We start from the raw sequence: 24,594 nt of genomic DNA on the forward strand, positions 1-24,594 counted from the left end.
TTGAGGGGAGAGGGTTGGGAGAGGGGGGCCGCAAAGCGTCTGACGGAGGGGCAATGATTCCCCCCACCCGCTCATCCTGAGCCTGTCGAATGAGGGAGGGGGACCATCCGCAGGATGGTGGAGGGGCACCATCGCAACACCACCACGTCGAAACACAAACCCCGTCACCCTGAACGCGGCTCAGGGTCCATCCTTGCCCACAAGCGGAGGCATAATCGGCAAAATGGATCCTGAACCAAGTTCAGGATGACGCAGCAAGCGGTAAACATGCAACCGCCAAAGCCCCGTTCATCCTGAGTCGGTCGATGGATGCTTGCACAACGCCGCTACTTGCGGACGCTGGGCCTCGGCGTTGTCAAAGTCGACGGCCAATTGAGAATTGATGCAGGTGTCACCGTAATCCTAATCACAGATCGTAGACGCGATCAACGGCTGGGGAATTAGACATATTGTATTTTTCGTCCAAATACTTACGGAATTCCTCTTGCAAGATGAGGATTCTTTGTTGGTGGCTTGTACCATCGTTAGTGCTCCTATTAAGGGTATCAAAGCGAGAATAAATCGCGTTTACCCCTCTACCCTCCCCATATTTTCTTTCAATATCACGATTCTCCTTGCGGAAATTCTCAAACCTAAGCAGAAATTGCCGTATATCATCATGATAAACTGGATTTATCATCTTCGTGAGCCAGTAATATACCGGAAATACCCCTGATGATGAAAGTAAGGGGTCGTTAGGAATAAAAATGTCTAACATTTCTTCAAAAACGTCGATTACTCTTCGCGCGGCAAGTTCAAGTCTTGTTTTATCTATATCTTTATCTGAGGCAAATTCATCAAGGTCGACTTTCTTTGTGCTAACAAGCCCGTTCCTGTATTCGAAAAGGAGAACTTTGGCTGCTGCGTTGTGATCTCCCGCTCGCTTGGTGCTAAAGCGAATTGATTCTTTAAACACACTGTGCTCTGCTAGCTTACGGATTACGTCAGTCACTGGGCCTACGATCGCGTTTCGCACTTCTGCGCCGGTGAGCGATTTGCTTCGATTCAGCCTAACGAAAAGGTCATTCACCAGTCCTTCATCGTTTGTGAAGACGCTCATAATAGTCAAATTGGCATTTTCAAATTCTTCAGAAACAGCAGGATACTTACGCTGGAGATCGCGGAGGCTTAGTCCGCTCAACTCTAGAGAGGGATCTTCGCGCCACTTGAAGCTTTTTCCAAGAACGACTTTGTTATCGAAAAAATCAAATATTGCTTCTAAGCGCTGCTTCCCGTCGATAATGGCGTACGGAAGCTTCTTTTCGTTTAGTTCAGATTCACCAAACTGAAAGTCGGCAAGATATAGCTTAGGTATGTCGAAGCCATTAATTATAGAGTCTATCAAGAAGGCTTTGTCGCTGTCGCTCCAAAGTCGACCTTTGCGCTGATATGGCGGATTAAAGTCAATCTTTTCCCGCCGCGAATTCCACCACTTTAGTGTACGCGCTTGATGTTGTTCAATTTTCAAGAATGTTTTCATGAGAATGCAAACCTTCGACGAATTTCTTTAGCTAATCCAAAAAGATCAGGAAAAACTACTGACTCGGTAAAGCCTTTTTGGAAAAGAGAGCGCAGTATTCCGTCGATATGCTCTTTCTTTAACAGAATCTTTTCTAAGGTATCAGGCGGAAATGCATCATCCATATATACCTGTTCCATAGGGAGGAGTCCCTTGCCAAACAAAGCAAAAACGCCTCTCTGCGCTACGATCCTGGGTGAATTATGATTTCCAAAGATCATCACGGGCTTGGTCGCCCGCTGATCTAAGTTCACATTTGGAGCGTAAGCCTTGATTTCCTCGCAGGCTTCATCGAGAATGCCGCCATTGAACGATATATGTGCTAGCGCTGCGCGGTTCCACGATATGGGATCGCATAGCCAAATTGCAGCGTCCTTTATGGGCTTGTTTTTTCCGTTTCGCATCACTTCAGATATAGCAAAGTAGAGTGCGACAAACGGACTTTCAGACCAATCAAGAAGGCGTGTTGGTATTCCGTAATGCTGCATAAAGAATAGAGATCGCCAAGGATTGGACAGGTCCTTATCTGCGAATGGTGGTGATCGTTGTGAAAAAGTTGCGCCGATATCTCTTTCTATGTCTATGATGCTTTTTTCATCTTTGGCTCGTGCCGACCGTGCGATTGAGGGTGACAATGTGTAATTGCAGTTGCTGATGCCACGATACCAAACGACGTCACGCTTCGACTGATAGCCTTCTATTATATCTAGAATTCCTGACAGAGATTCTGGCTCATGGGTTGCGAATTTTAGCAAGTCGGTGCCCCTAGTTTTAGCCCCCAACAAGGCATGGCAAAGTTACCGTGCCAATAGGAAAACCCATAATTGAACACGTGGATTTTTCCAAGGTTTGATGTCGATTTTAGTGTTCTTGTAGCGTAGGCAGGCATCAAACGACAAAACCATTTTCCTACACCCCCCATCCTCGCCTAGAAGTTCCTGTTTCGTTCCAAACGGGGGCCGCCCATGCCGCACGCCGCCGATCCGCATCAGCCTTCCTCCTTCGGGCGCGGGTGGATTCCCGCGAGCCGGGACATCGGACTGCCTGATGATGCTCTGCCTGCGGTCGGCGCGAAGGGGCAGCGGCGTGCGGCTTCAACTCCCCTCCCGCAGGCGGGAGGGGTTAGGGGTGGGCATTCGCCGTCAGCCGAACAAGGGCGCGGTGGGCATTCGCGGGCAGGCGAGGGGGCTTTCGCGTTTAGGGAAGAAGAAGGAAGGGCCCACCCCCGGCCCCTCCCGCTTGCGGGAGGGGAGGAAGAGGGCAGCGTCCTCCCGCTCGCGTCGGCGGAAACCGCACTCCTCCACCCCAACCAGTTCACCCCCACGCGCATGGCGCTGTTTCTCGAGCATCTCAGCCGCCACGGGCAGGTGCGCGCGGCGGCGCAGGTGGCGGGGGTGTCTTCGCAGACGACCTATGTCCGCCGTCGCCGCGATCCGGCCTTTGCCGCCGCGTGGGACGCTGCGCTGCTCCATGCGCGCGAGGCGGCCGAGCAGGTGCTTGCCACCCGCGCGCTCCACGGCACCACCGAGACGATCTGGTTCCGGGGCGAGGCGGTGGGCGAGCGGCGGCGCTTCGACGCGCGCCTGCTGCTGGCGCACCTCGCCCGGCTCGACGCCCGCGCAAGCCAGGCACCGAGGGAAATCCACCACCTCGCCGAGGACTTCGACCGCATGCTCCTGGCCCTGGCCGAGGGCGCGGACGTCGCCGCCGCCACCGGCTTTGCCGACCCGGCGCAGGACCGCTTCTTGAAGGCGTGCGAGAAGCAGGCCGAACAGGACTTCAAGCGCGCCTTCCCCTATCCCGCCGACGACGAGCCCGACGAGGCCTGGGACGACTGGCAGGAAGCCCATGACGCCCACATGGAAAGCGCCCGCCAGCTCGCCCGCGAAAGCTGGTCCGCCGCCCAGAACCGCCGCGAAGCCACGCTCCACGCCCTGTTCGGGGAAGAGGAGGAGGAAGATCAGACCGAAATCAGGGAAGCCTGCTCCCCCGCGCAGGCGGGGGCCTCGGTGTCGTTACGGAACGAACGCGAGAAACCCGAAGCGGTCCGTAAACCGACCGAGGTCCCCGCCTGCGCGGGGACGCCGGAGGAGGAGCGCGGAGAGCAAAGCGCCCCTGAACCGTGTAAACCGCGTAAACCCCTCGGGCTGCTGCGGTGCGGCACTTCGCCCTCGGCGCTGCTGTCGGCGGGCCTCAGTTGGCCCCCTCTAGCGCCTCGCCAGCTTCCAGCCACGCCAGTTCCGCTTCCTCCAGCGCCTGCGCAACCTTGCTTCGCCGCTGTGACAGGTCACTCATGGTGAGCTTGGCGAATTCCGGCGCGGCGCTGCCCGGCTCGAACATCGCGCGGTCGATCTGCGCCAGCTCGGCCTGCAGTTTGGCCACGCGCTTTTCCGCTTCGGTCTGTGCCTTCTGCAGCGCCTTGTACGTCTCGCGCGCCGCGGCCCGCGCCTTGCGGTCCTGCTGCGCGCCGCCCTTGGCTGGCGTGTCGCTGCTGCCGCTCTCGGTCTTGGGCTGGTTGCGGCCGAGGATGAAGTCGATGTAGTCCTCGATGCTGCCGTCGAACGGCTTGGCGGTGCCGCCGTCGACGAGGACCAGGCGGTCGGCCACCAGTTCGGCCATGTGCCGGTCGTGGCTGATCAGGATCACCGCGCCCTTGTAGGCATTCAATGCCTGCACCAGCGCCTCGCGCGCATCGATGTCGAGGTGGTTGGTCGGCTCGTCGAGCACCAGCATGTGCGGCGCGTCGCGGGTGACGAGGGCGAGGGCAAGGCGCGCGCGCTCACCGCCCGACAGCGTGCCTACCTGCGCGGTGGCGCGGTTGCCGGAGAAGCCGAAGCGCCCCAGCTGCGCGCGGACGGCGGCGGGGCTCTTGCCCTCCATCGCCCGCGTCATCAGTTCGAGCGGGGTGCCGCCATCGGCGATCTCCTCGACCTGGTACTGGGTGAAGTAGCCGACCTGCATCTTCCCCGTCGCCGTCATTGCCCCGTCCATCGGCGCGAGTTGCGCGGCGAGCAGGCGGGCGAGCGTGGTCTTGCCGTTGCCGTTGCGGCCGAGCAGCGCGATGCGGTCATCCGGATCGATGCGCAGGTTCAGCCGCTGCAGCACCGGCTTGCCGGGCGCGTAGCCCACGCTGGCAAGATCGAGCGTGATCAGCGGCGGGCGCAGTTCCTCGGGGTCGGGGAAGTCGAAGCTGAGCGAGGGATCTTCGACCACTGCCGCGATCGGCTGCATCTTGGCCAGCATCTTGGCGCGCGACTGCGCCTGCTTGGCGGTCGAGGCGCGGGCGGAGTTGCGGGCGATGTAGTCGCGGAGCCGATCCGCCTGTGCTTCCTGCGCGGCGCGTGCGGCGGCCTGCTGGGCAAGCCGTTCGTTGCGCTGGCGCTCGAAGCTGTCGTACCCGCCGGGATAGAGCGTGAGCTTGCCGGCGTGGAGGTGGACGATGTGGTCGGCCACGTTGTTGAGCAGATCACGCTCGTGGCTGATCAGCAGCAGCGTGCCGGGATAGGCCTTGAGGAAGTTCTCCAGCCACAGCGTCGCTTCAAGGTCGAGGTGGTTCGAGGGCTCGTCGAGCAGCAGCACGTCGGGCGCGGAGAAGAGCAGCGAGGCGAGCGCGACGCGCATCCGCCAGCCGCCGGAGAAGCTGTCGAGCGGGCTGCCTTGCATCGCCTCGTCGAAGCCGAGACCGATCAGGATGCGCGCGGCGCGGGCGTCGGCGCTGTAGGCATCGATGGCGAGCAGGCGATCGTGGACATCGCCGAGGCGATCGGGATCGGTGCAGGTCTCGGCCTCGGCGAGCAGCTGGGTGCGCTCGACATCGGCGGCGAGCACGGTTTCGAACGGCGTGGCGCTGCCTGCGGGGGCTTCCTGTGCGAGGTAGCCAAGGCGAGTGCGGCGAGGCATTTCGATCGCGCCTTCGTCAGGCTCGATCTCGCCGATGATTGCCTTGACCAGCGTGGACTTGCCCGCCCCGTTGCGCCCGACCAGACCGACGCGCGCGCGCGGCGGCACGGCGACTGAGGCACGGGAAATGATGTCGCGTCCGCCGAGGCGCACGGTGATGCCGTTGATGGTAAGCATGGGGAGAGACAGGCGTCCGGTTGGAAAAGTCAGGGAAAATCGGGCGCGCGAGTCCCTGTCACACTCCCCCGGTGTAGGCAAGCGGAGTTGAAACCCATCAGGCTGTCGTCAGCCGATCAGCGTCGTACCGTGTAGGCATAGGGTATGTAGAGGTAAACCTCCGTATTGCTGACCTGCGCCCAGGCGATGGCGCGATCGAGCCCGGTCACTTCGACGCCGTAACCCGGGCCGTAAGGGCTGGCTGCCTGAAGCGCGCTTCTGGCGATGCGGGCATTGATTTCCTCGCGGTACTGCTCGGGGTTGACGATGGTCAGCGCCATCGTGCCGAGCTGGCGAATTTCGGAGCGGCCCGTGGCGGGGACGGACTGGACGAAGGCCGAAACCTTGCGCTGCGCCTCGTCGATCGTGCCGGTGAGCTTGGCCTTGATCATCAGCCGTGCGGTGGCGGTACTTCCGTCGTCCTCGAAACCGGGCTGGACCTTGCCGTTACCTTCGTCCTCATCGTCGTCTTGACTGTCGTCATCATCCTCGTCATCCGAGGTGGTGGAGGGGCTGGCGAGAGCGGGGAACAGGGCGCGCCAGTTCTCGCGCGTGACTTCCTTAACCTCGAGTTCGCCGGTGACGAGGCTGAGGCCTTCGCGGCTGGCGCGGTCGAGCGCGGCGAGCAGCATGGCCTGCACTTCGCTGCGGCGCATGTCCTCGCTGCGGGAGTCCGAGCCGATCTCGATCCGGCGCACGACGCCGTCGGCGGCGCGGCGCAGGCCGATGGCAGGGCGGCGATCGAGATAGGGCAGGCTGGTCATCACCGAGGGAAGCCGCTCGCTACGCCGAGTGGCGGTAACGATGACTTCGCCCATGCCCTCATCCTCTTGTGCCGACACCTGCAGGGGCGCAGGGAGCATCGCGAGCGCGACAAGGCGTGACAACGTGCGCTCGATCATGGTGCGGTCCTCCCGTCGGACTGCCTTGGCGTTATTGCGTAGCGGTATGGAATATACAGGAAGACATCGCTGGGGCTTGCCTGGGTCCAGATCACCTGCCCATCCACGCCTGTTACGCTGAACGTGAAGTCCGACCCGAAGATCCCGGCGGTGGTGCGCGCATCCTGGGCGACGAGGGCAAGGATCCTTTCGCGATACTGGTCGGGATTGTCGACGCTGAGCGAAGTTACCGAAGTCGTCTCGATCGTCGCGCGGCCATTGCCTTTGAGCGAGGCGATGAACACCTTCAGCTTGTCCTGCGTGGCGCGGGACGAACCCTCGAACTTGCCCCTGACCATCAGTTCGACCCTGCTGGTATCCACCCGGCCGGCGGGCAATTGCGGAAGGCTGCGGTAGTTCGCCTTGGTCACGGGTTCGAGCTGCACGGTCCCGGTCACAAGCTGGAAGCCCGACGCGACGGCGCGATCAATGGCGGCGAGGAGAGCTGCGTCGATCTCGCTGCGGCGGGTAGCGGCGTCGCGGGTATCGGAGACAATTGTGAGGTTCATGACCATGCCATCTGCCTGGCGCCGCAAACCGACGACCGGGCGGTCCTTCTGCCAGAAGCGGGCATCGTTGCGGCTGGCGCTGACCAGCACCTCGCCGAGGCCCGCCGACTGCGCAGTTGCCGAACTCGCGCCAAGCCCCACGAGCAATGGGACAATCCCCAAAAGCATTCGCATCAGTGCTGCCCCCTCCAACCAGTTGCCGGGATGGATGCTACGGTGGAGGCGGCGGGCAGCCAAGGCAATTCATCCGCGCGCCTGAGCTGGCAGGGGCCGCCGCCGGTTCACGTGAGGATTCCGTGACAACACCGAGGCCCCCGCCTGCGCGGGGGGAGCAGGGTCATTTGTCCGACTCTATCGGTGGGAATGATGGTGGGCCCGGCAGGACTTGAACCCGCGACCTAGCCGTTATGAGCGGCCAGCTCTAACCAACTGAGCTACAGGCCCATCGCTGATCCCGCTAGCGGCGCAGTCGCGGCTTGGCAAGATCACTCGTCAGACTTGCGCGGCGGCGATGATCTCGCTGACGCAGGTCGAACGGACGCGGTGGCGGGCGAGATGGGCGAAGACGCCGCGCCACCAGTCATAGAACTGGTCGAGGTCATCCTCGCTGCGGACGTAGGGCGTGTAGCCCGGCCGAAGCGAGGGGCTGTGGAAGGAGAAAACGAGCAGGGGCAGGCGGCTTTCCAACGCCATGTCGATGCCGGTCAGCGCTTCGAGCAGCGTGACACCTTCGGGAGTCAACGGGATCCGATCGAGCAGGCCGAGCCGGGCGAGCGCCCCGCGAAGGCGTGGCACGCGCCACAGGGCGGGGTAGACTGCCGGTCCGTGGCGGCGAAGGTGCCCGGCGAAAACCGTGGTGAGCGGCATTTCCATCAGTCCGTTGCGGCGGTCGATCCACCAAGGGCGCAAGGGGTGGTCGCGGAAGTTGGGGCCGCCGGTGGAGCTGTAATCGAAGCGCGAGCGGACCGAGGTGTCGATCGCGATGGCGCAATCTGACAAGATGGCTGCGGTATTCGGGCCGACACCGTACCGCCCTGCGCGGTAGATCAGCGGGCCGACCCCGAAGGCCTGCTCGATCGTGTCGCGCAGCTTGCGGAACTTGGCACGTTCCAGATCGGCCGGAAGGTTGCCGGCGAAGCTGTTGTGGACATTGACGAGTTCATCGTAGGGCGGGTTGACCCAGGGGTGCAACTGCACGCCGATTTCGGCGCGGCCGGCGAGGACGGCGGCTCCGAGGACTTCGGCAGCGCGCGGGTCGCTCGCCACCGGGTAATCGACAAGGTAGACCGGGACAACACCGAGGCCCTCGCAGAACTGCTGGAATTTGGCGAGGCGGGGGATGTGGTCGAGGCCGTGGCTGGTGCGATCCAGCGGCTTGGACCAGTCAAATTCCTCTTCGGTGTCGACCGTCAGGATGAACCGGGTGCCAAATTCGGGCGCGAACGTGACGAAGTCTTCCGGCGATGGCAGGCGAAGGATCTGAGGAGAGGCCGAGGCTGTCATGCGCGGGCCTGCATCGGCGCGGCATCGCTGCGCGGTTCGTCCGCCAGCGGAATAGTGGCAACGAACTGCGAATGCTCCCGCAGCAGGGATCCGCCGCCGGATTCAAACTCTGCGCGGGCAAGGCGCAAGGCAAAGCCGTTGCCAAGCATTGCCGAAGCCGCCAGCACGCCACTGCCCGTCGGCGCTTCGGGCGCAAAGAGGGCCGCATCGTCAAGCCGGTCGAGCGCGGCGGGGAGCGTGACTGACAATCTGGCGCAGCGTTCGCGCTGTTCAAGCGCGATGGCGATGCGCTCGCCGGGCGCGACGCTGGTGGCGATGACCGAGAGCAGCCGCCACACGCTGCGTTCGATTTCATCGGCAGCGAATGCCACTGCAAGCGGGCCTTGTGACATGCTGACGGACAGCCGGACGTTGCGGGCTGCAAGAACGGGGGAGATCTGTTCGACAAGACCGGCGACCAGCGCAGCCGCATCGGCAAGGCCGGTGTCGATTGCAAGCGCGCGCGATTCCAGCTTCACCAGCCGCTCGATCTCTTCGAAGCCGGCGAGCATCTGTGCCGCATCTGCCGCAATGCTGGCAGCCATGGCGCGGTACTGGTGCGGCGTGGTGCCGAAGACCTGGGACTGGATCATCTCGGCAAAGCCCTGGATCGCGTTGATCGGCGTGCGCAGTTCGTGCAGCAGCTGCCGCAGACGGTCTGCCTCGGCCGAGACGGAGGGCGTTTCCGGAGCCAGTTCCGCAGCTGGCATTTGGACATGGCGGCGCAGGCGCAAAAGGTAGCCGGCGAAGCGACCACCATCGCGCGTGAAGATTGGCGTGCCATCGGCCTGCCAGTGGCCAGCCACGAGATCGGCGCCCTCGATCGACAAGAAACCGGCCTCGATCGGCTGGCGCTGTCGGAATGCGCGAGCGGTGGTTTCATCGCACCGCATCGGTGCGGCGGCATCGGCACAGAACATTTGGCTGCCGAGCAGGACCCCCGGCGGGTCGATGCCTGCGTGAACGACAAGCCCAAGCGCATCCGTGCGCAGATCAATCGTCGCGACCGGCTTGCGCGGTGCGGCGTTCTCCTCGCCGAAGGGCAGGAGCGGGGCAAGACCATCGCCGCGAGCGGCCTGAGGCGCAGTGGCCTCGCGTTCCTCGCGCTTGCGCCGGAAGGCCTCGATGCGGCGGACGATCGCGCCGATGCCGTCGTCGGCCGGGATGGGCTCGGGCACAGGCTCGGGCTCGGGCTCGGGCTCGGGCAGGGGGGCCGCCTGTCTGTCAGCTCGGCCCTGTTCGATTGCGACCGCAGGTTCGGGCTGGGGCAGCAGGAAATCGTTGATGCCAAGGCGTGATAGCAGCTGGCGGACCGGCTCTCCCAGATCGGCGCGATGGCGCACGAAGCCGCGCGCCTGTACCGGGAGGCGCGGGATAACGGCGAGCCAGTCCTCGTCGGTCAGCCGGGCGGCCGATACTGCAGCCGCCGCGGTACGGGGACCGCCTTGGGCAAAATGGTAAACCAGCACGGCAGAGCGGTGCGGGGCCGAGCGAAGAACTGCGGCGCATTCCTCGTCGGTCAACATGGCGCAAAGCGAATCCATGCGCTGGAGCGCGCCAGCGTGCTGCCGATTCCACGCGGCGAGCGGGACGGGGCCGAGCAGGTCAACCAACTGGCGCAGCTGCGTTCTGGCTGCCGTCTTGCCGGCCGCGTGGGTGCGCAGCACGGTCTCAAGGCGGTCGTCAACGATCATCAGAGCTCCGCGTGTGGCCTTTCGTGCACCGTAGCGTGAAGCTCCGGACAGGTTGCTAATCCGCTGAACTAGCCCGGAGAAGGCTAACAAATCGTGCCGGTTGCGGGAAGGTGACTATCCACTGCGTTGCAATGTGGGACGGTTGCACTATGAAACAATAAAATTATCTTGGACGGCGGATTTTGTGCGGAAAGTTGCGACTCACGCTTCTTTCCGAATTCCCCGACCGGGGCTTTGCGAAACGGACGAACACGAAGAATGGCAACCCTTGATGGTATCGACCGGCGCCTGCTTGCCGAACTGCAGGCCGAGGGCCGCGTGACCAACGTGGAATTGGCGCAGCGCGTCGGACTTACCGCACCCCCATGCCTGCGCCGGGTGCGCGCTCTGGAAGATGCCGGAGTGATCCGCGGTTACCACGCTGATCTCGACGCCTCGAAGCTCGGCTTTGCGATCACCGTGTTCGCTCTTGTCAGCCTCAAGAGCCAGGCCGAGGAATCGCTGCGTCAGTTCGAGGACCATATGCGCACCCTGCCCGAGGTGCGTGAATGCCACATGCTCAACGGCGAGATCGACTTCATCCTCAAGATCGTCAGCCGCGATCTGCAGAGCTTCCAGGAATTCCTTACCAGCAAGCTGACGCCTGCGCCCAACGTGGCAAGCGTCAAGACCTCGCTGACGATCCGCACTGCCAAGCAGGTGCCCGGCGTGCCGCTGGAAGATCAGGTCGGCTAAGCCCCGACCATCCCCTCAAGGGCTTTCAATCGGCAGATCCGGCCGCTTTCTCGTGGTGGCGGATCACTTCCTGGATGATGAAGCGCAGGAACTTTTCGGAAAATTCCGGATCGAGCTTCGCGTCTTCGGCAAGCTTGCGCAGGCGTGCGATCTGGCGCTCCTCGCGGCCGGGGTCGGAGGCGGGAAGCTTGTTCGCGGCCTTGTAGGCGCCGACGGCCTGGGTGATGCGGAAGCGTTCGGCAAGGATGTGGATCATCGCCGCATCGATGTTGTCGATGGACTGGCGATAACCTGCCAGAACCGGATCTTCGCTCATTCCCTTACCCCGTCTTTTGGTCTGCGCGTTCGTGTCTGGGCCGCTACATTGCAAGTTGCGTCTTGCCAAGCGCTGCCCTTGCCGCCAAGCGGTCAATCCGATGACTGCGACCATCCATACCCTGCCGCGCAAGGCCGAACCTTCGCTGGCGCCGATGATGGCCCTCGTTGCCGAGGGCATGAACAGCGTCAACGCCGTGATCCTCGATCGGATGCAATCGCGCATTCCGCTGATCCCGACGCTGGCCGGGCACCTGATCGCGGGGGGCGGCAAGCGCATGCGCCCGATGCTGACCCTGGCGAGCGCCTCGCTGCTGGGCTACGGCGGATCGCGCCATTACAAGCTGGCGGCGGCGGTGGAATTCATCCACACCGCAACGCTGCTGCATGACGACGTGGTCGATGGCTCGGACATGCGGCGCGGCAAGAAGACCGCCAACATTGTCTACGGCAACCCGGCGACGGTGCTGGTGGGCGACTTCCTGTTCAGTCGCAGCTTCGAACTCATGGTCGAGGATGGCAGCCTCAAGGTGCTGCGCATCCTCTCGAACGCCTCGGCGGTGATCTCGGAGGGCGAGGTCGACCAGCTGGTCGCGCAGCGTCAGATCGAGACGACCGAGGAAATGTACCTCGACATCATCGCGGCAAAGACGGCGGCGCTGTTCTCTGCGGCATGCCGGATCGCGGCGGTGGTGGCCGAGCGTGACGAGGCGGACGAGCTGGCGCTCGATTCCTATGGTCGGAACCTTGGCGTCGCGTTCCAGCTGGCTGACGATGCGATCGACTATGATTCCGAAGTTGCCGAAATGGGCAAGGACCAGGGCGACGACTTCCGCGAAGGCAAGATGACCCTGCCGGTGATCCTTGCCTATGCGCGGGGCGACGCCGAAGAGCGCAAGTTCTGGCAGGAGGCGATTGCGGGCGACCGGTCTTCGGACGAAGACCTTGCCCACGCGATCGAGCTGATCCGCCGGCACGATGCGGTGAACGCCACGCGCGAACGGGCGCGGATGTATGCGCAGCGGGCAATCGACGCCATTGCCGGCTTCCCGGCCAGTGCTGCCAAGGTCGCCATGACCGAGGCGGCGCTGTTCGCCGTCGCGCGGAGATTCTGATCCAGTTTCATACGTATAGCGGGAGAGCCTGATGCAGCATCGTCGCCTCGGCCGGTCGGCCATTGTCGTTTCCGATATCTGCATGGGGACGATGACCTTCGGCAGCCAGGTGGATGAAGCCGAAGCGCTGCGGGTGCTGGATCGCTGCTATGACGCAGGGATCAATTTCTACGATACGGCCGAAGGCTATCCCGTGCCGCCGGACGTCAAGTGGGTGGGGCGGACGGAAGAGATCGTCGGCAAATGGCTCAAGACCAAGCCGCGCGATGCGATCGTGCTGGCGACGAAGGTTTCGGGGCCGAGCCATGTCTGGTTCCGCTCACCCTGTCGCAACGGCATGACCGCACTGGACCGGCGCAATATCGAGACGGCAATCGAGGCCAGCCTTAAGAGGCTCGGCACTGACTACATCGATCTTTACCAGACCCACTGGCCTGATCACGACACGCCTTATGACGAGACCATGGAAGTGCTGCACGAGCTGGTGCAGGCGGGCAAGGTGCGGATTACCGGCTGTTCGAACGAGACCAGCTGGGGCCTGATGAAGTCCCTTGCGACTGCCGAGCGTCTCGGCACGGTGCGCTACCAGACGATTCAGAACAACTTCAGCCTGAACAACCGTCGCTTCGAGGACGAACTGGCACAGGTCTGCCGACAGGAAGGCGTGAGCCTGATCCCTTACTCGCCAATTGCGGGCGGCGTGCTTTCGGGCAAGTACAACGGTGGAGCACGGCCTGAGGGCGCGCGGTTCTCGCGCTACCTGGCAATGGAAGGGCGGCAGGCGCAGATGGGCAAGCGCTTCGTCAACGATCGCAGCATTGCCGCGACCGAGCGGTTCATGGCCATTGCGGCGGAGGCCGGGCTCGATCCCGTAACGATGGCGGTGGCATGGTCAAAGCAACACGACTTCGTGGCTTCGACCATTGTCGGCGTCGGTGCCGAAGGTCAGCTCGACCCGATTCTTGCCGCGGCCGACCTCGTGCTGAGCGACGAAGTGATGAAGGCGATCAACAAGGTGAGCCGCGAGATCCCCTATCCGATGGGCTGACCTTACTTGCGCCTGCCGAAGCGGCGCCAGAGCCAGTAGCAGCTGCCGCCGCAGACCGCTCCGATGCTAAGCATGATGGCGCCGATCATCACACCGCTGAACAGCAGGCCGGTGGTCAGCGCCACGACGAATTCCAGCGTGCTCTTCATCTCTCCCCGCCTAGCATGCTTGTGCAGTCTGGACCATGAACGTTCTGTAAGGGTCTGCGTTTCCCGGAACATTGCCTTGGGCGGGCAAAGGCCGTTAAGGCGCATGGCGTGAGCGACCTGCCGATCCATGCCGTCCTGCCCGACCTGCTTGCAGCCTTGCGCGAGGGGCCAAGCGCCGTCCTGATCGCGCCGCCGGGTGCGGGCAAGACGACAGCGGTCGCGCCGGCGCTGCTGGGCGAGAAGTGGTGTGGCGGGCAGGTCATCGTGCTGTCACCGCGGCGTGTTGCGGCACGTGCCGCAGCCGACCGAATGGCCGAGCTGCTGGGCGAGGAAGCGGGGCAGACCATTGGCTATGTCACGCGCCTCGATGCCAGGCGATCATCCCGAACGCGGGTGATCGTGATGACCGAGGCGATCTTTGTCTCGACCATCCTGAACGATCCCGAATTGCAGGGCGTTTCCGCCGTACTGTTCGACGAAGCGCATGAGCGGCATCTCGACAGTGACCTCGGGCTGGCGCTGGCGGTTGAAGCGCAAGGCGTGCTGCGGGAGGATCTGCGCATCGTGGTGATGTCGGCCACGATTGACGCTTCGCGCTTTGCCGCGCTGCTCGGTGACGCACCGGTTGTCCAGAGCGAGGGCAAGGCGCACCCGCTAACGGTCAAGTGGCTGGGCGCGCGGCCGGACCTGAAGATCGAGGCTGCGATGGCTTCGGCAATCCAGACGGCGTGGCGCGATGAGAGCGGCGACATTCTCGCTTTTCTGCCGGGCGTGGCGCAGATCGAGCGGACGGCGGATCTTCTGGCCGAGCGCTTGCCGCAGGCGCTGGTGCTGCCGCTGCATGGACAGGTTGAGCCGGCAGGGCAGCGTGCGGCCATCCGGCGCGATCCGCAAGGGCGCCGGCGCGTGGTTCTGGCGACCAGCATTGCCGAGACTTCGCTGACGCTGGATGGCGTTTCGGTGGTGGTCGATGCAGGCCTTTCGCGACGGGCGGAGTTCGACAAGGCGGCCGGGGTGACGCGGCTGGTGACGACGCGGGCGAGCCAGGCTTCGGCAGCCCAGCGTGCAGGGCGCGCGGCGCGACAGGGACCGGGCGTCGCCTATCGCCTGTGGGAAGAGGCGGCGCACGCGGGGCGGCCCGCTTTCGATCCACCAGAGGTGGTTACGAGTGATCTTGCGCCGCTGGCGTTGACGCTAGCGCAGTGGGGGGCGGGTGACCCGGCGGGGATGGCGTGGCTCGATGCGCCACCGACGGCAGCGATGGCGGCGGCACGGGGGGCCTTGCAGGCCTTAGGCGCACTGGACGGCGAAGGGCGGATCACGGCACACGGGCGGGCGATGGCGCGCCTGCCGATGGAGCCGGCGCTGGCGCACATGCTGTTGTTTGCAGCCGAGCGCGGGCAGGCGGACGAAGCGGCGCAACTGGCCTTGCTGTTGCAGGAACGCGGGCTGGGCGGTCGCGGTGAGGATCTGGCGCGGCGGCTTGATCGCTGGGCGGTTGAGCGCGGGAGCAGGGCCGAAGGATCGCGCAAGCTGGCGGCGCGGTGGGCGCAGATGGCAGGCAGGCTGGGTGCGCGTGGGAAGGCTGGCGAGGTGCCGCGGGGCGTGTTGCTTGCGGAGGCGTTTCCCGACCGGATCGCGCGGGCGCGGGGGGCTTCGGGCGAGGACTGGCTGGCTTCGGGTGGCCGCGGCTATCGGCTTGATCCGGCATCGCCGCTGGCAACGGCGAAGTGGCTGGTGATCGGAGACGCGCAGGGCGAGGCCAAGGGCGCGCGGATCACGGCGGCGGTGGCGCTGGAGGAGGAAGACGTTGTCCGACACCTCGCGCATCGGATCGAGGAGCGGCATTCCCTCACCTTGAACGCGATCGAGGGTCGCGTCGAAGCGCGGCTGGAGCGCAAGCTGGGGGCCATCGTGCTGGCGCGGGTGCCCGACCCGAAGCCGGACGCCGAGGCTGTTGTGGCGAAGCTGATCGAGGTGGTGCGCGATGGCGGGTTGGCGCTGCTCCCGCTGGGCGAGGCCGCCAAGGCTCTGATCGTGCGGGCGGGGTATGCGGGGCTTGAGGCGCTGTCCGAAGAGGCTCTGCTTGGCGCGCTTGAGGACTGGCTCGGGCCATTGCTGGCGGGGCGGCGCGATCTGCAGATCGGCGCGGGCAGGCTGCACGAGGCGCTACTGAACCGGCTCGACTGGAACGAGCGGCAGGCGCTCGACAAGCTGGCCCCAGCGGAGTTCCGCTCGCCCGCCGGGACCAGCCACGCGATCGACTATGGCCACGAGGGCGGGCCGTGCGTGGAACTGCGGGTGCAGGCACTGTTCGGGCTGGAGCGGCATCCGTGCGTGGGCCATCCGCCCAAGCCGCTGCTGCTGAGCCTCACCAGCCCCGGTGGCAAGCCGATCCAGACGACGGGAGATCTGCCCGGCTTCTGGCGCGGATCGTGGCGCGATGTGGTGAAGGACATGAAGGGGCGCTACCCCAAGCACCGCTGGCCGGACGAGCCCTGGGCCGAAGACCCCAGCCTCAAGACCAAGAACGCCTTTAACGCGCAAAAGCGGACTTGATTTGCGACCTGATTCGTGTGCAAGCGCGAAGCCATGTCAGCACGCATCTATCAGCGCCCGAAGAATGCCATGCAGTCCGGCAAGGCCCGGACCAGCGACTGGCTGCTCGAGTTCGAACCCGCCGAAGCACGCCGCCCCGACCCGCTGATGGGCTGGGCTGGTTCGGGCGACACGCAGAGCCAGGTGACGCTTGCGTTCAATTCGCAGGAAGATGCGCAGGCCTATGCCGATCGCTATGGCATCGATGCGCGCGTGATCCCGACGCCGCCGCGCAAGCTGAAGCTGCAGAGCTACGCTGATAATTTTAAGTAAGCAGAGTTCGGCGAGGGCTGGACAAGCCTCCGCTTCCTCTCCATACGCCGCGCCGGGAGTCGGTCGGACGCTTGCGTCCGCCAACCTGGTCAGGTCCGGAAGGAAGCAGCCACAACGGGTTGCGGCGGGTCGGCCGGCTCCTTTTTACCCCTCCGTTGCTGTTTTCATGCGCGAGCGGGCCTCGTTGCGCTTTCCGGTGGCGGGGATGAGTCCGGCGACCTTGCCGAGGCCGAAGGGTGGCATGTTGCCATAGATCGTTTCATGGGCCCCGGCTGATACGGCATAGGTCTCGTGAAAGATGCCGACGGTGCCGTCGCTGCCCACGGCCTTGTTGAACGCGGTCCAGGCTGGCCAGTGTTTCTGGTCCCGATCGCGGGCATAGGCTTCGAGACTGTCGAAATCACGCCAGTATTGCAGGAGCACGATGGTGCGCAGATCGCGCAGCATCGTTTCCGTTCCGAGAAAACCGCTTTGCGGGTTTCGCGCAAGTTCGGCGAGCATCGCCCCCATGGCGCGAGCGACTGGGAGCCACTTTCCCACCTTGTGGAAGTGATTGATGCGCATGCCGATGACGAAGACCACCAACGAACGATCGAAATCGGCGGTGAGGCGACCGGGAAGAACCTTGCTCATGAAGTTAAGGTTGCATTTTGCAACCTATGAGTCAATCCACCGATTCTCCCCCTCGGGGCATTCGACAATCGGGCTGGGAGTGCTTACCTAAGGCAGCAATGGCCGATTCCACCGACATGTTTGGCGATCCTCCGCAAGAGGAGGAGAACAAGCCCTCTGCTGCCGAGCTCGAGGCGGCGGGGCAAAGTTCGATGTTCGGTGATCCGGCGCCGGTCGCAGCGCCTGTAGCGCCTGCTCCGGCTCCTGCACAAGTGGTGCGGGAGACGGCGCCACCGCCACCGGTCGCGCCCGCAGCGGCATCTGCTGCGCAACCCTATCGCGTGCTGGCGCGCAAGTACCGGTCGCAGACCTTTGCCGAACTGATCGGGCAGGACGCGATGGTGCAGACGCTGGCCAACGCGATCAAGCGTGACCGGCTGGCCCATGCCTTCCTGATGACCGGCGTACGTGGTGTCGGCAAGACTTCCACCGCGCGCCTGATCGCCAAGGCGCTCAACTGCATTGGCCCGGACGGGCAGGGCGGGCCTACGATCGATCCGTGCGGGTCTTGCGAGCCATGCCGGGCGATTGCCGAAGGCCGGCACATCGACGTGATCGAGATGGACGCGGCGTCGAACACTGGCGTCGACGACGTGCGCGAGATCATCGAGGCGGTTCGCTATGCGGCGGTTTCGGCGCGCTACAAGATCTACATCGTCGACGAAGTCCACATGCTGTCGCGCAATGCTTTCAACGCCTTGCTCAAGACGCTTGAGGAACCGCCGGCGCATGTGAAGTTCCTCTTTGCGACGACCGAAGTGGACAAGCTGCCGGTCACGGTCTTGTCGCGCTGCCAGCGGTTCGATCTCAAGCGCATTCCGGCGCCGCTGCTCGCCAGCCACTTCGGCATGATCTGCGGCAAGGAAGGTGTCGAGGCCGAGGACGAGGCGCTGGCGATGATCGCCGCTGCCGCCGAAGGTTCGGTGCGCGATGGCCTTTCGATCCTTGATCAGGCGATCAGCCATGCCGATCTGGTTGGCAGCGAGGATGGCAAGACCCGGGTAACGGCCGAGCAGGTCCGGCAGATGCTGGGCCTTGCCGACAAGACCATGCAGCGCCGGCTGCTCGACGCCGTGCTTTCGGGCAAGGGCGGGACGGTGCTGGAGGAAGTGGCGCAGCAGTATGCGCTGGGGATCGAGCCGATCGCGATGATGCGGGCGCAGATGGATGTGGTCCATCGGGTGACGGTTACGCAGATCGGCGGCGTGGGGCCGGACATCCGCTCGACCGAGGAGCGGGAGGCTCTCGAGGGCTGGGCCAAGGCGCTTTCGGCGGGGCAGTTGCACCGGTTGTGGCAGCTGCTGCTCAAGGGTTACGAGGAAGTGAAGGTGGCGCCTGATCCGTTGGTGGCGGCGCAGATGGCGCTGTTGCGGGTGATGCACGCGGCGGACCTGCCCGATCCCAGCGGGCTGGTGAAGAAGCTGGAAGAGATTGCTTCCCGGCCCGTGGTCATGGCGCAGACCGCCGAACCGGGCGCTGTCGCGGCTCCCGTGGCGCAAGCGACCGCGGCGCCCGCGATGGACTGGGAAGCGCTGGTCGAGCAAGTCGAGCATGTCTCGCCATTGGTCGGATCGACGATGCGGCTGGGCGTGCGGGTGGTTGAACTCAAGGCCGGTTTGCTGCGCTATCAACTGGCGCCGGGATTGCCGAACGATCCGGCGGCGGATATCCGCCGCGCGTTGAACCACGTGACCGGCGAGGCATGGATCGTCGAGCGCGGGGAGGGCGATGCCCTGCCCAGCCTCGAGGAAGCCAAGGCCGAGAAGGTGGCGGCGGCGGACGCGGCGATGAAGGAAGATCCCTTGGTCAAGGCGGCGCTCGAAGCCTTTCCGGGCGCGGTGATCATTGATGAGGAAAGCTCGCGAGAGCACGAAAAGAGACCCTGGAGCAAACGCGCATGAAGTCGATGGAAGAGATGATCCAGGCCGCCCAGAAAGCGGCGCAGACCATCCAGAAGCAGATGGAGGACGCGCAGGCGACCTTGGACAACATCGAGGTCGAGGGCGCGGCTGGTGGCGGGCTGGTGAAGATCAAGGCTTCGGCCAAGGGCCGCGTGATCGGTGTCAACATCGACGAGAGCTTGTTGGTTCCGTCCGAGAAGGGCATCCTCGAGGATCTGGTTGCGGCAGCTTTCAACGACGCGCGCGGCAAGGCCGATGCTGCGGCTGCGGAAGAAATGCAGAAGGTGCAGATGGCGGCCGGCATTCCGCCGGGGTTCAAGCTGCCGTTCTGACCGGTGGCTTGACCGGTCAGGCCGGTGTGGGCTGGCGATGAATTGATGGTGTAGGACTTGCGGCGTGGCTGGGGGCGGGCCAAGGCTGTGCGGTAAACTGATGAACCGGACAGGAATTCCTGCTTGAGTGTGACCTTGCTTGCCAGCGCTGCCCTGCTTGCCATTCCCGTTGCGGACGGACCATTGGTGCCGGAGGTTGCGCTGGTGCAGGACTCGCAAGCCTCCGCTGCCGGTGCAGCAACGCCGCTTCCTGCCGAAACCCCGTCTGAGCCACAGCCTACAGCACCTATCGCCTTGCCGCAGGCACCCGCGCCATCACTTGACCAGATTGAGCAGGACGAGCAGGCGATCGTCGTATCGGGCGAGAAGACCCCGCGGCAGGACCCGATGCAGGCGGTCAATCAGGCGAGCTACGATGCAGTGCAGGCAGTCGACGATGCGGTCATCGCGCCCGTTGCCAACGTCTATGAAAAGGGCGTGCCGCGCCCGATCCGCATGGGCCTCAGGAACTTCCTGCGCAACCTGACCGAGCCGATTGTTGCGCTGAACTATCTGCTGCAACTGAAGCCGGGCAAGGCGGCCGAGACGGTCGGGCGGTTCGCGATCAATTCGACGATCGGCGTCGGCGGTGTGATCGACGTCGCCAAAAACAAGCCCTTCAACCTGCCGTATCGGCGCAATGGCTTTGCCTATACCTTTGGATATTACGGTATCGGGCCGGGACCCTACATGTTCCTGCCACTGGTTGGCCCGACGACGCTGCGCGACGTGATCGGGCTTGGGCTCGACCGTTTCCTGATGCCGTTTGCCGTTGGCGGACCGCTGCGCAATCCGGGCTATGTCTATGGCAGCTTCGTCATCCGCTCTCTCGACGAGCGCGTGGCCAATGACGAACTGTTCAAGCGCATCCGCGAAGAGTCGAACCCTTACGCCTCCTATCGCGAGCTTTATCTCAAGACCCGGCAAGCAGAGATCGACGCGCTGAAGGGCAAGGCGGATTTCCAGAAGGAAGGGTCGATCACCCTGCCAGCGATCACGCCGACACCGCCGCCTGCGATGCCTTCTGCGGCCAGCGAGCCCGTTCCTGCTACGCCGCCAGCGCCGATATTTGTCTCGGAGCCGGTGGTGCAGCCGCTGCCTTCCGCACGTTGAGATTGCGCCCCCGCGCAGGCGGGGGCCTCGGCCGGTTTATGCTGGTGGTCCGTAACAACACCGAGGTCCCCTCCTGCGTGGGGGCTCAGCTTTCCAGCAGCAGCGAATAATCGCGCAGGACTTCCCAGGCCTTGCCCGGCGAGATCATCAACTGGTCGGCGCTCTCCAGACCTGCGAGGCGGCGAATCATCTGGGCGACGGTGGCGGCGTTGCCGCTGCTCATGCCGTAAGTGGAGATGAGCACTTCGGGATTATGCGAAAGTGTGTTCTCGAAAAGCAAGTCGACATTCTGGGGCTGGAAGCCGAAGCCGAGGAACACGAGGCGTTTTGCGCTGGCGACCGACAGGCGGATGTCGCGCAATGCATTGCGATCGGCGCTGCGTTCGTTGAGCGACTTCAACTGGGCAGCGATCGCATGGATGTTCCATGGCTGCTCGACACCCCATTCGGCCTGGGGTGCCTCACCCTTCTGCCATGGCAGACGGCCAACGGAGCCATGCGGGTGCACGATGTCGAGCTTCTCTGCAATGACTTGCTGCGCCTCCTTGAGCTCGATCCCATAGGCCATGACCAGCGCGTAAGGCAGGAAGTGTTCGACTGACCGATCGTAGTTGAAGTTTATGATGGTCAGCTGTTCGAGCGTCTGTCCGATCTTGCTCCGGGGAACGCCAGAGGTGATCAGCTGGCCGAGCTGATAGATCCAGTATTCGGCAATCTTCCCTTGAAGCGGCAGCTCGCCTTCCACGCGCGGGATATCCTTCAGGTTGCTGCGCGATTCAGCCTGGCCCATGAAGAATGTGATCGCGAGCTTGCCGCAGGCGACAACGAGCGGGTCATGATCGTACTGTTCAAGCACGGTATCGATCGAGCGACCGAGGCGGCAGGCGTTGCGCAGGCGCTCGGCGGCAGCGGCAACATCCTCGACCTTCTTGTTCAGCTTTTCAGCAAGCTTGTAGATATTGCGCAGAAGCAACTGGCCGTCGCGTGTCGAGGTCTCCGAGTTGGTGCGCTTGAAATCATAGCCCTGGATGATGCGAGCCAGCAGTTCCGCGTTGGTCGGAAACTGCAATTCTGCACTCGCCCCTGCGCCGACGATCAGCGTTGTTCGTGTACGCAGCATGCGATGTGGCAGCCTCCCAGTCCTTCACGTCCAATGCGTATTTATACCTAACATTCGGTTTACGGCTCTCGCCGACAAGAGGGTCAAACTGGCCAGGAGATGTCGTGATCCACAGCCGATATGGCAAAAGCCATTGCGACAGGCGCGCGGTCTCCCCATATCCCGGGAAAGCGCCGGGCGGCGTGCCCGGCAGGACGGAAACGAAGTGCCCATGAATCTCTATCCCCTGCTTCCCCTTCGCGACATCGTCGTGTTTCCCGGCATGGTCGTGCCCCTCTTTGTCGGGCGCGAGAAATCGGTAGCGGCGCTGGAAGCGGCCATGGCCGGCAACAAGGATATCTTCCTGCTCGCCCAGCTCGATCCGGGCTGCGACGATCCGGATCGCGACGATCTTTATGATACCGGCGTGATTGCCAGCGTCCTGCAACTGCTGAAGTTGCCGGATGGCACGGTCCGCGTGCTCGTCGAAGGACGGGACCGCGCGGTGCTTGAGGGCCTGCGCGAGGAAACGACGACGCATGGCGCGATGCTCGTTGCGCAGGTCGAGCCGCAGGAAGCCGTGGTGGCCGAGAGCACCGAGATTTCTGCGATGATGCGGTCGGTCGTCGATCAGTTCGCCGAGTATGCGAAGCTTTCGAAGAAGCTGCCGCAGGACGCCGGCGGCCAGCTTGGCGATATCGAGGATGCTGGCAAGCTGGCGGATTCGGTTGCCGCGAACCTTGCTGCCAAGGTGGCTGACAAGCAGGCGGTGCTTTCCGAATCCGATCCGATGAAGCGGCTCGAGATGGTGCTTTCCTTCATGGAGGGCGAACTGGGCGTGCTGCAGGTGGAGCGCAAGATCCGTGGCCGCGTGAAGCGCCAAATGGAAAAGACGCAGCGCGAATACTACCTGAACGAGCAGTTGAAGGCGATCCAGTCCGAGCTGGGTGGCGGCGATGGCGAGGAAGCCAACGAGATCGCCGAGCTTCAGGAGAAGATCGACACTCTCAAGCTTTCCAAGGAAGCCAAGGCCAAGGCGACGGCTGAGCTGAAGAAGCTCAAGACCATGCAGCCGATGAGCGCCGAGGCGACTGTCATCCGCAATTACCTCGACGTGTTGCTGGGTCTGCCATGGGGCAAGCGCAGCAAGCTCAAGAAGGACATTCCCGCGGCGCAGGCGATCCTCGACGCCGATCACTACGCGCTGGACAAGGTCAAGGACCGCATCGTCGAATACCTTGCGGTGCAGGCGCGCACGAACAAGCTGAAGGGGCCGATCCTGTGCCTCGTCGGCCCTCCGGGCGTCGGCAAGACCTCGCTCGGCAAGTCGATCGCCAAGGCGACCGGCCGCCAGTTCGTGCGCCAGTCGCTTGGCGGCGTGCGCGACGAGGCCGAGATCCGCGGTCACCGCCGGACCTACATCGGCTCGCTGCCGGGCAAGATCGTGACCAACCTCAAGAAGGCAGGCACCGCGAACCCGCTGTTCCTCCTCGACGAGATCGACAAGCTCGGCCAGGACTTCCGCGGCGATCCGGCTTCAGCGCTGCTGGAAGTGCTGGATCCCGAACAGAATGCGAAGTTCCAGGACCATTACCTTGAGCTCGACTTCGATCTTTCGGACGTGATGTTCGTCTGCACGGCGAACAGCCTGAACCTGCCGCAGCCGCTGCTCGACCGCATGGAGATCATCCGTCTCGAGGGTTACACCGAGGACGAGAAGGTCGAGATCGCCGAGCGCCATCTGGTGCGCAAGCAGGTGGAGGCGCATGGTCTCAAGAAGGGCGAGTTCACGCTCGAGACCGAAGCACTGCGCGATCTGATCCGCTATTACACCCGCGAGGCCGGCGTGCGCACGCTGGAGCGCGAGGTAGCGCGTCTGGCGAGGAAGTCGCTGCGCCAGATCCTGGAAGGCAAGGCCAAGAGCGTGACGATCACGCCCGAGAACCTTTCCGACTTTGCCGGTGTTCGGAAGTTCCGCCACGGCGTCTCTGACGAGGAGAACCAGGTCGGTGCGGTTACCGGCCTTGCCTGGACCGAGGTTGGTGGCGAACTGCTGACGATCGAGAGCGTGACGGTGCCCGGCAAGGGCGCGGTCAAGACTACGGGCAAATTGGGCGAGGTGATGAGCGAGAGCGTCCAGATGGCGTTCAGCTTCGTCAAGGCGCGCAGTCCGGCCTACGGCATCCGGCCTTCGATCTTCAACCGCAAGGACCTGCACATCCACTTGCCCGAGGGTGCCGTGCCCAAGGATGGCCCGAGCGCTGGCATCGGCATGGTGACCGCCATGGTCTCGACGCTGACCGGCATTCCGGTGCGGGCGGACGTGGCGATGACGGGCGAAGTGACGCTGCGTGGCCGCGTGCTGGCCATTGGTGGCTTGAAGGAAAAGCTCCTCGCAGCACTGCGTGGCGGGATCAAGACGGTGCTGATCCCCGAGGAGAACCGCAAGGATCTTGCCGAGATCCCGGCCAACATCAAGGAAGGCCTGGAAATCGTTCCTGTAAGCCATGTCGACGAGGTGCTGGCACGTGCGCTGGCATCTGTGCCGCAGGCGATCGAGTGGACTGAAGCGGACGATCTCGCCTCTCAGCCGACCGCGCCGGCCGGAGCGGCCGGCGCTGCGCCGACTGCCCACTGACAGTTCTCAACTGCAAGTTCGGAAGGGGTGTGCGCACATTTGTTGCGCGCACCCCTTCCGTGTTCTGAAAAGTGCCTAAAAATAAGGTGATTCCGGGCTGGACTGAGCCGATTAGGCTTTGACAGGTGATTGTTTCTCGGCTTGTTTCCGTGCACCCGAAAGGCGACTCAATTCCATTCAACCCAAGACAAAAGACTTAGGGGGTTC

21 protein-coding genes, 1 tRNA gene and 1 other RNA gene are annotated in these 24,594 nt (G+C 63.5%); 11 read left to right on the forward strand and 12 right to left on the reverse strand.

Annotated features, from left to right (window positions below):
• Positions 1 to 406 precede the first annotated feature (406 nt).
• Positions 407 to 1,519, reverse strand: a complete 1,113-nt coding sequence (locus tag AC1Q5P_RS02790) for a DUF262 domain-containing protein (protein WP_492518082.1) — start codon at positions 1,517 to 1,519, stop codon at positions 407 to 409.
• Positions 1,516 to 2,313 (reverse strand): FRG domain-containing protein, encoded by a 798-nt coding sequence (locus AC1Q5P_RS02795; protein ID WP_492518083.1) that lies wholly within the window; start codon positions 2,311 to 2,313, stop codon positions 1,516 to 1,518. Before AC1Q5P_RS02795 ends, AC1Q5P_RS02790 begins: the two co-directional genes overlap by 4 nt.
• 639 nt (positions 2,314 to 2,952) lie before the next feature.
• Between AC1Q5P_RS02795 and AC1Q5P_RS02800 the strand changes: the two genes are divergently transcribed.
• Positions 2,953 to 3,858, forward strand: a complete 906-nt coding sequence (locus AC1Q5P_RS02800) for a hypothetical protein (RefSeq protein ID WP_492518084.1) — start codon at positions 2,953 to 2,955, stop codon at positions 3,856 to 3,858.
• Here the strand turns inward: AC1Q5P_RS02800 and AC1Q5P_RS02805 are convergent.
• The 6 genes from AC1Q5P_RS02805 to AC1Q5P_RS02830 all read right to left on the reverse strand — a co-directional run bounded on the left by AC1Q5P_RS02805 (position 3,752) and on the right by AC1Q5P_RS02830 (position 10,360).
• Complete coding sequence (locus tag AC1Q5P_RS02805) at positions 3,752 to 5,635, reverse strand: ABC-F family ATP-binding cassette domain-containing protein (protein WP_062343734.1); 1,884 nt, start codon at positions 5,633 to 5,635, stop codon at positions 3,752 to 3,754. The genes AC1Q5P_RS02800 and AC1Q5P_RS02805 overlap by 107 nt on opposite strands.
• Positions 5,636 to 5,751: 116 nt before the next feature.
• The gene (locus tag AC1Q5P_RS02810) at positions 5,752 to 6,576 is read right to left on the reverse strand and encodes a hypothetical protein (protein WP_492518085.1); all 825 of its coding nucleotides are present in this window, start codon (positions 6,574 to 6,576) and stop codon (positions 5,752 to 5,754) included.
• Positions 6,573 to 7,298: an SIMPL domain-containing protein gene (locus tag AC1Q5P_RS02815; protein WP_156135868.1), complete on the reverse strand. Its 726-nt coding sequence runs from the start codon at positions 7,296 to 7,298 to the stop codon at positions 6,573 to 6,575. Before AC1Q5P_RS02815 ends, AC1Q5P_RS02810 begins: the two co-directional genes overlap by 4 nt.
• Positions 7,299 to 7,491: 193 nt before the next feature.
• Positions 7,492 to 7,568: transfer RNA gene (locus AC1Q5P_RS02820), tRNA-Ile, on the reverse strand.
• Positions 7,569 to 7,616: 48 nt separating this feature from the next.
• On the reverse strand, positions 7,617 to 8,627 hold the full coding sequence (locus tag AC1Q5P_RS02825) for a polysaccharide deacetylase family protein (RefSeq protein WP_492518086.1): 1,011 nt from the start codon (positions 8,625 to 8,627) through the stop codon (positions 7,617 to 7,619).
• Positions 8,624 to 10,360 carry a histidine kinase dimerization/phospho-acceptor domain-containing protein gene (locus AC1Q5P_RS02830; RefSeq protein ID WP_492518087.1) on the reverse strand — a complete coding sequence of 579 codons (1,737 nt, stop codon included), beginning with the start codon at positions 10,358 to 10,360 and terminating at the stop codon, positions 8,624 to 8,626. The genes AC1Q5P_RS02825 and AC1Q5P_RS02830 overlap by 4 nt, the downstream gene beginning before the upstream one ends.
• Positions 10,361 to 10,618: 258 nt before the next feature.
• On the opposite strand from AC1Q5P_RS02830, the gene AC1Q5P_RS02835 reads away from it, so the two are divergent.
• Positions 10,619 to 11,095 (forward strand): Lrp/AsnC family transcriptional regulator, encoded by a 477-nt coding sequence (locus AC1Q5P_RS02835; RefSeq protein ID WP_039337420.1) that lies wholly within the window; start codon positions 10,619 to 10,621, stop codon positions 11,093 to 11,095.
• A 25-nt stretch (positions 11,096 to 11,120) separates the two neighbouring features.
• Here AC1Q5P_RS02835 and AC1Q5P_RS02840 read toward each other — a convergent pair whose 3' ends face one another.
• Positions 11,121 to 11,411: a chorismate mutase gene (locus AC1Q5P_RS02840; RefSeq protein ID WP_039337422.1), complete on the reverse strand. Its 291-nt coding sequence runs from the start codon at positions 11,409 to 11,411 to the stop codon at positions 11,121 to 11,123.
• Positions 11,412 to 11,511: 100 nt separating this feature from the next.
• On the opposite strand from AC1Q5P_RS02840, the gene AC1Q5P_RS02845 reads away from it, so the two are divergent.
• On the forward strand, positions 11,512 to 12,525 hold the full coding sequence (locus tag AC1Q5P_RS02845; protein ID WP_492518088.1) for a polyprenyl synthetase family protein: 1,014 nt from the start codon (positions 11,512 to 11,514) through the stop codon (positions 12,523 to 12,525).
• A gap of 31 nt (positions 12,526 to 12,556) precedes the next feature.
• The gene (locus tag AC1Q5P_RS02850) at positions 12,557 to 13,573 is read left to right on the forward strand and encodes an aldo/keto reductase (protein ID WP_492518089.1); all 1,017 of its coding nucleotides are present in this window, start codon (positions 12,557 to 12,559) and stop codon (positions 13,571 to 13,573) included.
• A gap of 2 nt (positions 13,574 to 13,575) precedes the next feature.
• Here the strand turns inward: AC1Q5P_RS02850 and AC1Q5P_RS02855 are convergent, their stop codons facing one another.
• Entirely contained in the window at positions 13,576 to 13,722 is a 147-nt protein-coding gene (locus tag AC1Q5P_RS02855; protein ID WP_156135869.1) for a hypothetical protein, read from the reverse strand.
• 108 nt (positions 13,723 to 13,830) lie between these two features.
• Between AC1Q5P_RS02855 and hrpB the strand changes: the two genes are divergently transcribed.
• From hrpB to ffs, 3 genes are all read left to right on the forward strand, one after another.
• Complete coding sequence (gene hrpB, locus AC1Q5P_RS02860) at positions 13,831 to 16,281, forward strand: ATP-dependent helicase HrpB (RefSeq protein WP_492518090.1); 2,451 nt, start codon at positions 13,831 to 13,833, stop codon at positions 16,279 to 16,281.
• 33 nt (positions 16,282 to 16,314) lie between these two features.
• Positions 16,315 to 16,593, forward strand: coding sequence for an ETC complex I subunit (locus tag AC1Q5P_RS02865; RefSeq protein WP_193826931.1), 279 nt, complete (start codon positions 16,315 to 16,317; stop codon positions 16,591 to 16,593).
• A 52-nt stretch (positions 16,594 to 16,645) separates the two neighbouring features.
• Positions 16,646 to 16,740: signal recognition particle sRNA small type (gene ffs / locus AC1Q5P_RS02870), an RNA gene on the forward strand.
• On the opposite strand, the gene AC1Q5P_RS02875 is transcribed toward ffs, so the two are convergent.
• Complete coding sequence (locus AC1Q5P_RS02875) at positions 16,738 to 17,226, reverse strand: DUF4188 domain-containing protein (protein WP_492518091.1); 489 nt, start codon at positions 17,224 to 17,226, stop codon at positions 16,738 to 16,740. The two genes, ffs and AC1Q5P_RS02875, sit on opposite strands and share 3 nt — an antisense overlap.
• Positions 17,227 to 17,324: 98 nt before the next feature.
• On the opposite strand from AC1Q5P_RS02875, the gene AC1Q5P_RS02880 reads away from it, so the two are divergent.
• The 3 genes from AC1Q5P_RS02880 (at position 17,325) to AC1Q5P_RS02890 (ending at position 20,650) form a co-directional block, all read left to right on the forward strand.
• Positions 17,325 to 19,166: a DNA polymerase III subunit gamma/tau gene (locus tag AC1Q5P_RS02880; RefSeq protein WP_492518092.1), complete on the forward strand. Its 1,842-nt coding sequence runs from the start codon at positions 17,325 to 17,327 to the stop codon at positions 19,164 to 19,166.
• Positions 19,163 to 19,498 (forward strand): YbaB/EbfC family nucleoid-associated protein, encoded by a 336-nt coding sequence (locus AC1Q5P_RS02885; protein ID WP_193826929.1) that lies wholly within the window; start codon positions 19,163 to 19,165, stop codon positions 19,496 to 19,498. The genes AC1Q5P_RS02880 and AC1Q5P_RS02885 overlap by 4 nt, the downstream gene beginning before the upstream one ends.
• A 129-nt stretch (positions 19,499 to 19,627) precedes the next feature.
• Complete coding sequence (locus AC1Q5P_RS02890; RefSeq protein ID WP_492518151.1) at positions 19,628 to 20,650, forward strand: MlaA family lipoprotein; 1,023 nt, start codon at positions 19,628 to 19,630, stop codon at positions 20,648 to 20,650.
• An 85-nt stretch (positions 20,651 to 20,735) separates the two neighbouring features.
• Here AC1Q5P_RS02890 and AC1Q5P_RS02895 read toward each other — a convergent pair whose 3' ends face one another.
• Complete coding sequence (locus tag AC1Q5P_RS02895) at positions 20,736 to 21,770, reverse strand: hypothetical protein (protein ID WP_492518093.1); 1,035 nt, start codon at positions 21,768 to 21,770, stop codon at positions 20,736 to 20,738.
• Positions 21,771 to 21,981: 211 nt separating this feature from the next.
• On the opposite strand from AC1Q5P_RS02895, the gene lon reads away from it, so the two are divergent.
• Positions 21,982 to 24,387, forward strand: a complete 2,406-nt coding sequence (lon, locus tag AC1Q5P_RS02900; RefSeq protein WP_492476637.1) for an endopeptidase La — start codon at positions 21,982 to 21,984, stop codon at positions 24,385 to 24,387.
• Positions 24,388 to 24,594: the final 207 nt, after the last annotated feature.

It is taken from the genome of Novosphingobium sp. GW835-FHT14H07 (assembly GCF_058793515.1).

Bases quoted from the DNA above. Each gene is read 5' to 3' on its own strand.
- AC1Q5P_RS02790 (WP_492518082.1), bottom strand. From the start codon at position 1,519: ATGAAAACATTCTTGAAAATTGAACAACATCAAGCGCGTACACTAAAG.
- AC1Q5P_RS02830 (WP_492518087.1), bottom strand. From the start codon at position 10,360: ATGATCGTTGACGACCGCCTTGAGACCGTGCTGCGCACCCACGCGGCC.
- AC1Q5P_RS02825 (WP_492518086.1), bottom strand. From the start codon at position 8,627: ATGACAGCCTCGGCCTCTCCTCAGATCCTTCGCCTGCCATCGCCGGAA.
- AC1Q5P_RS02845 (WP_492518088.1), top strand. From the start codon at position 11,512: ATGACTGCGACCATCCATACCCTGCCGCGCAAGGCCGAACCTTCGCTG.
- AC1Q5P_RS02885 (WP_193826929.1), top strand. From the start codon at position 19,163: ATGAAGTCGATGGAAGAGATGATCCAGGCCGCCCAGAAAGCGGCGCAG.
- AC1Q5P_RS02835 (WP_039337420.1), top strand. From the start codon at position 10,619: ATGGCAACCCTTGATGGTATCGACCGGCGCCTGCTTGCCGAACTGCAG.
- AC1Q5P_RS02840 (WP_039337422.1), bottom strand. From the start codon at position 11,411: ATGAGCGAAGATCCGGTTCTGGCAGGTTATCGCCAGTCCATCGACAAC.
- AC1Q5P_RS02895 (WP_492518093.1), bottom strand. From the start codon at position 21,770: ATGCTGCGTACACGAACAACGCTGATCGTCGGCGCAGGGGCGAGTGCA.
- AC1Q5P_RS02865 (WP_193826931.1), top strand. From the start codon at position 16,315: ATGTCAGCACGCATCTATCAGCGCCCGAAGAATGCCATGCAGTCCGGC.
- AC1Q5P_RS02810 (WP_492518085.1), bottom strand. From the start codon at position 6,576: ATGATCGAGCGCACGTTGTCACGCCTTGTCGCGCTCGCGATGCTCCCT.
- AC1Q5P_RS02805 (WP_062343734.1), bottom strand. From the start codon at position 5,635: ATGCTTACCATCAACGGCATCACCGTGCGCCTCGGCGGACGCGACATC.
- AC1Q5P_RS02850 (WP_492518089.1), top strand. From the start codon at position 12,557: ATGCAGCATCGTCGCCTCGGCCGGTCGGCCATTGTCGTTTCCGATATC.
- lon (WP_492476637.1), top strand. From the start codon at position 21,982: ATGAATCTCTATCCCCTGCTTCCCCTTCGCGACATCGTCGTGTTTCCC.
- AC1Q5P_RS02815 (WP_156135868.1), bottom strand. From the start codon at position 7,298: ATGCGAATGCTTTTGGGGATTGTCCCATTGCTCGTGGGGCTTGGCGCG.
- AC1Q5P_RS02875 (WP_492518091.1), bottom strand. From the start codon at position 17,226: ATGAGCAAGGTTCTTCCCGGTCGCCTCACCGCCGATTTCGATCGTTCG.
- AC1Q5P_RS02855 (WP_156135869.1), bottom strand. From the start codon at position 13,722: ATGAAGAGCACGCTGGAATTCGTCGTGGCGCTGACCACCGGCCTGCTG.
- AC1Q5P_RS02880 (WP_492518092.1), top strand. From the start codon at position 17,325: ATGGCCGATTCCACCGACATGTTTGGCGATCCTCCGCAAGAGGAGGAG.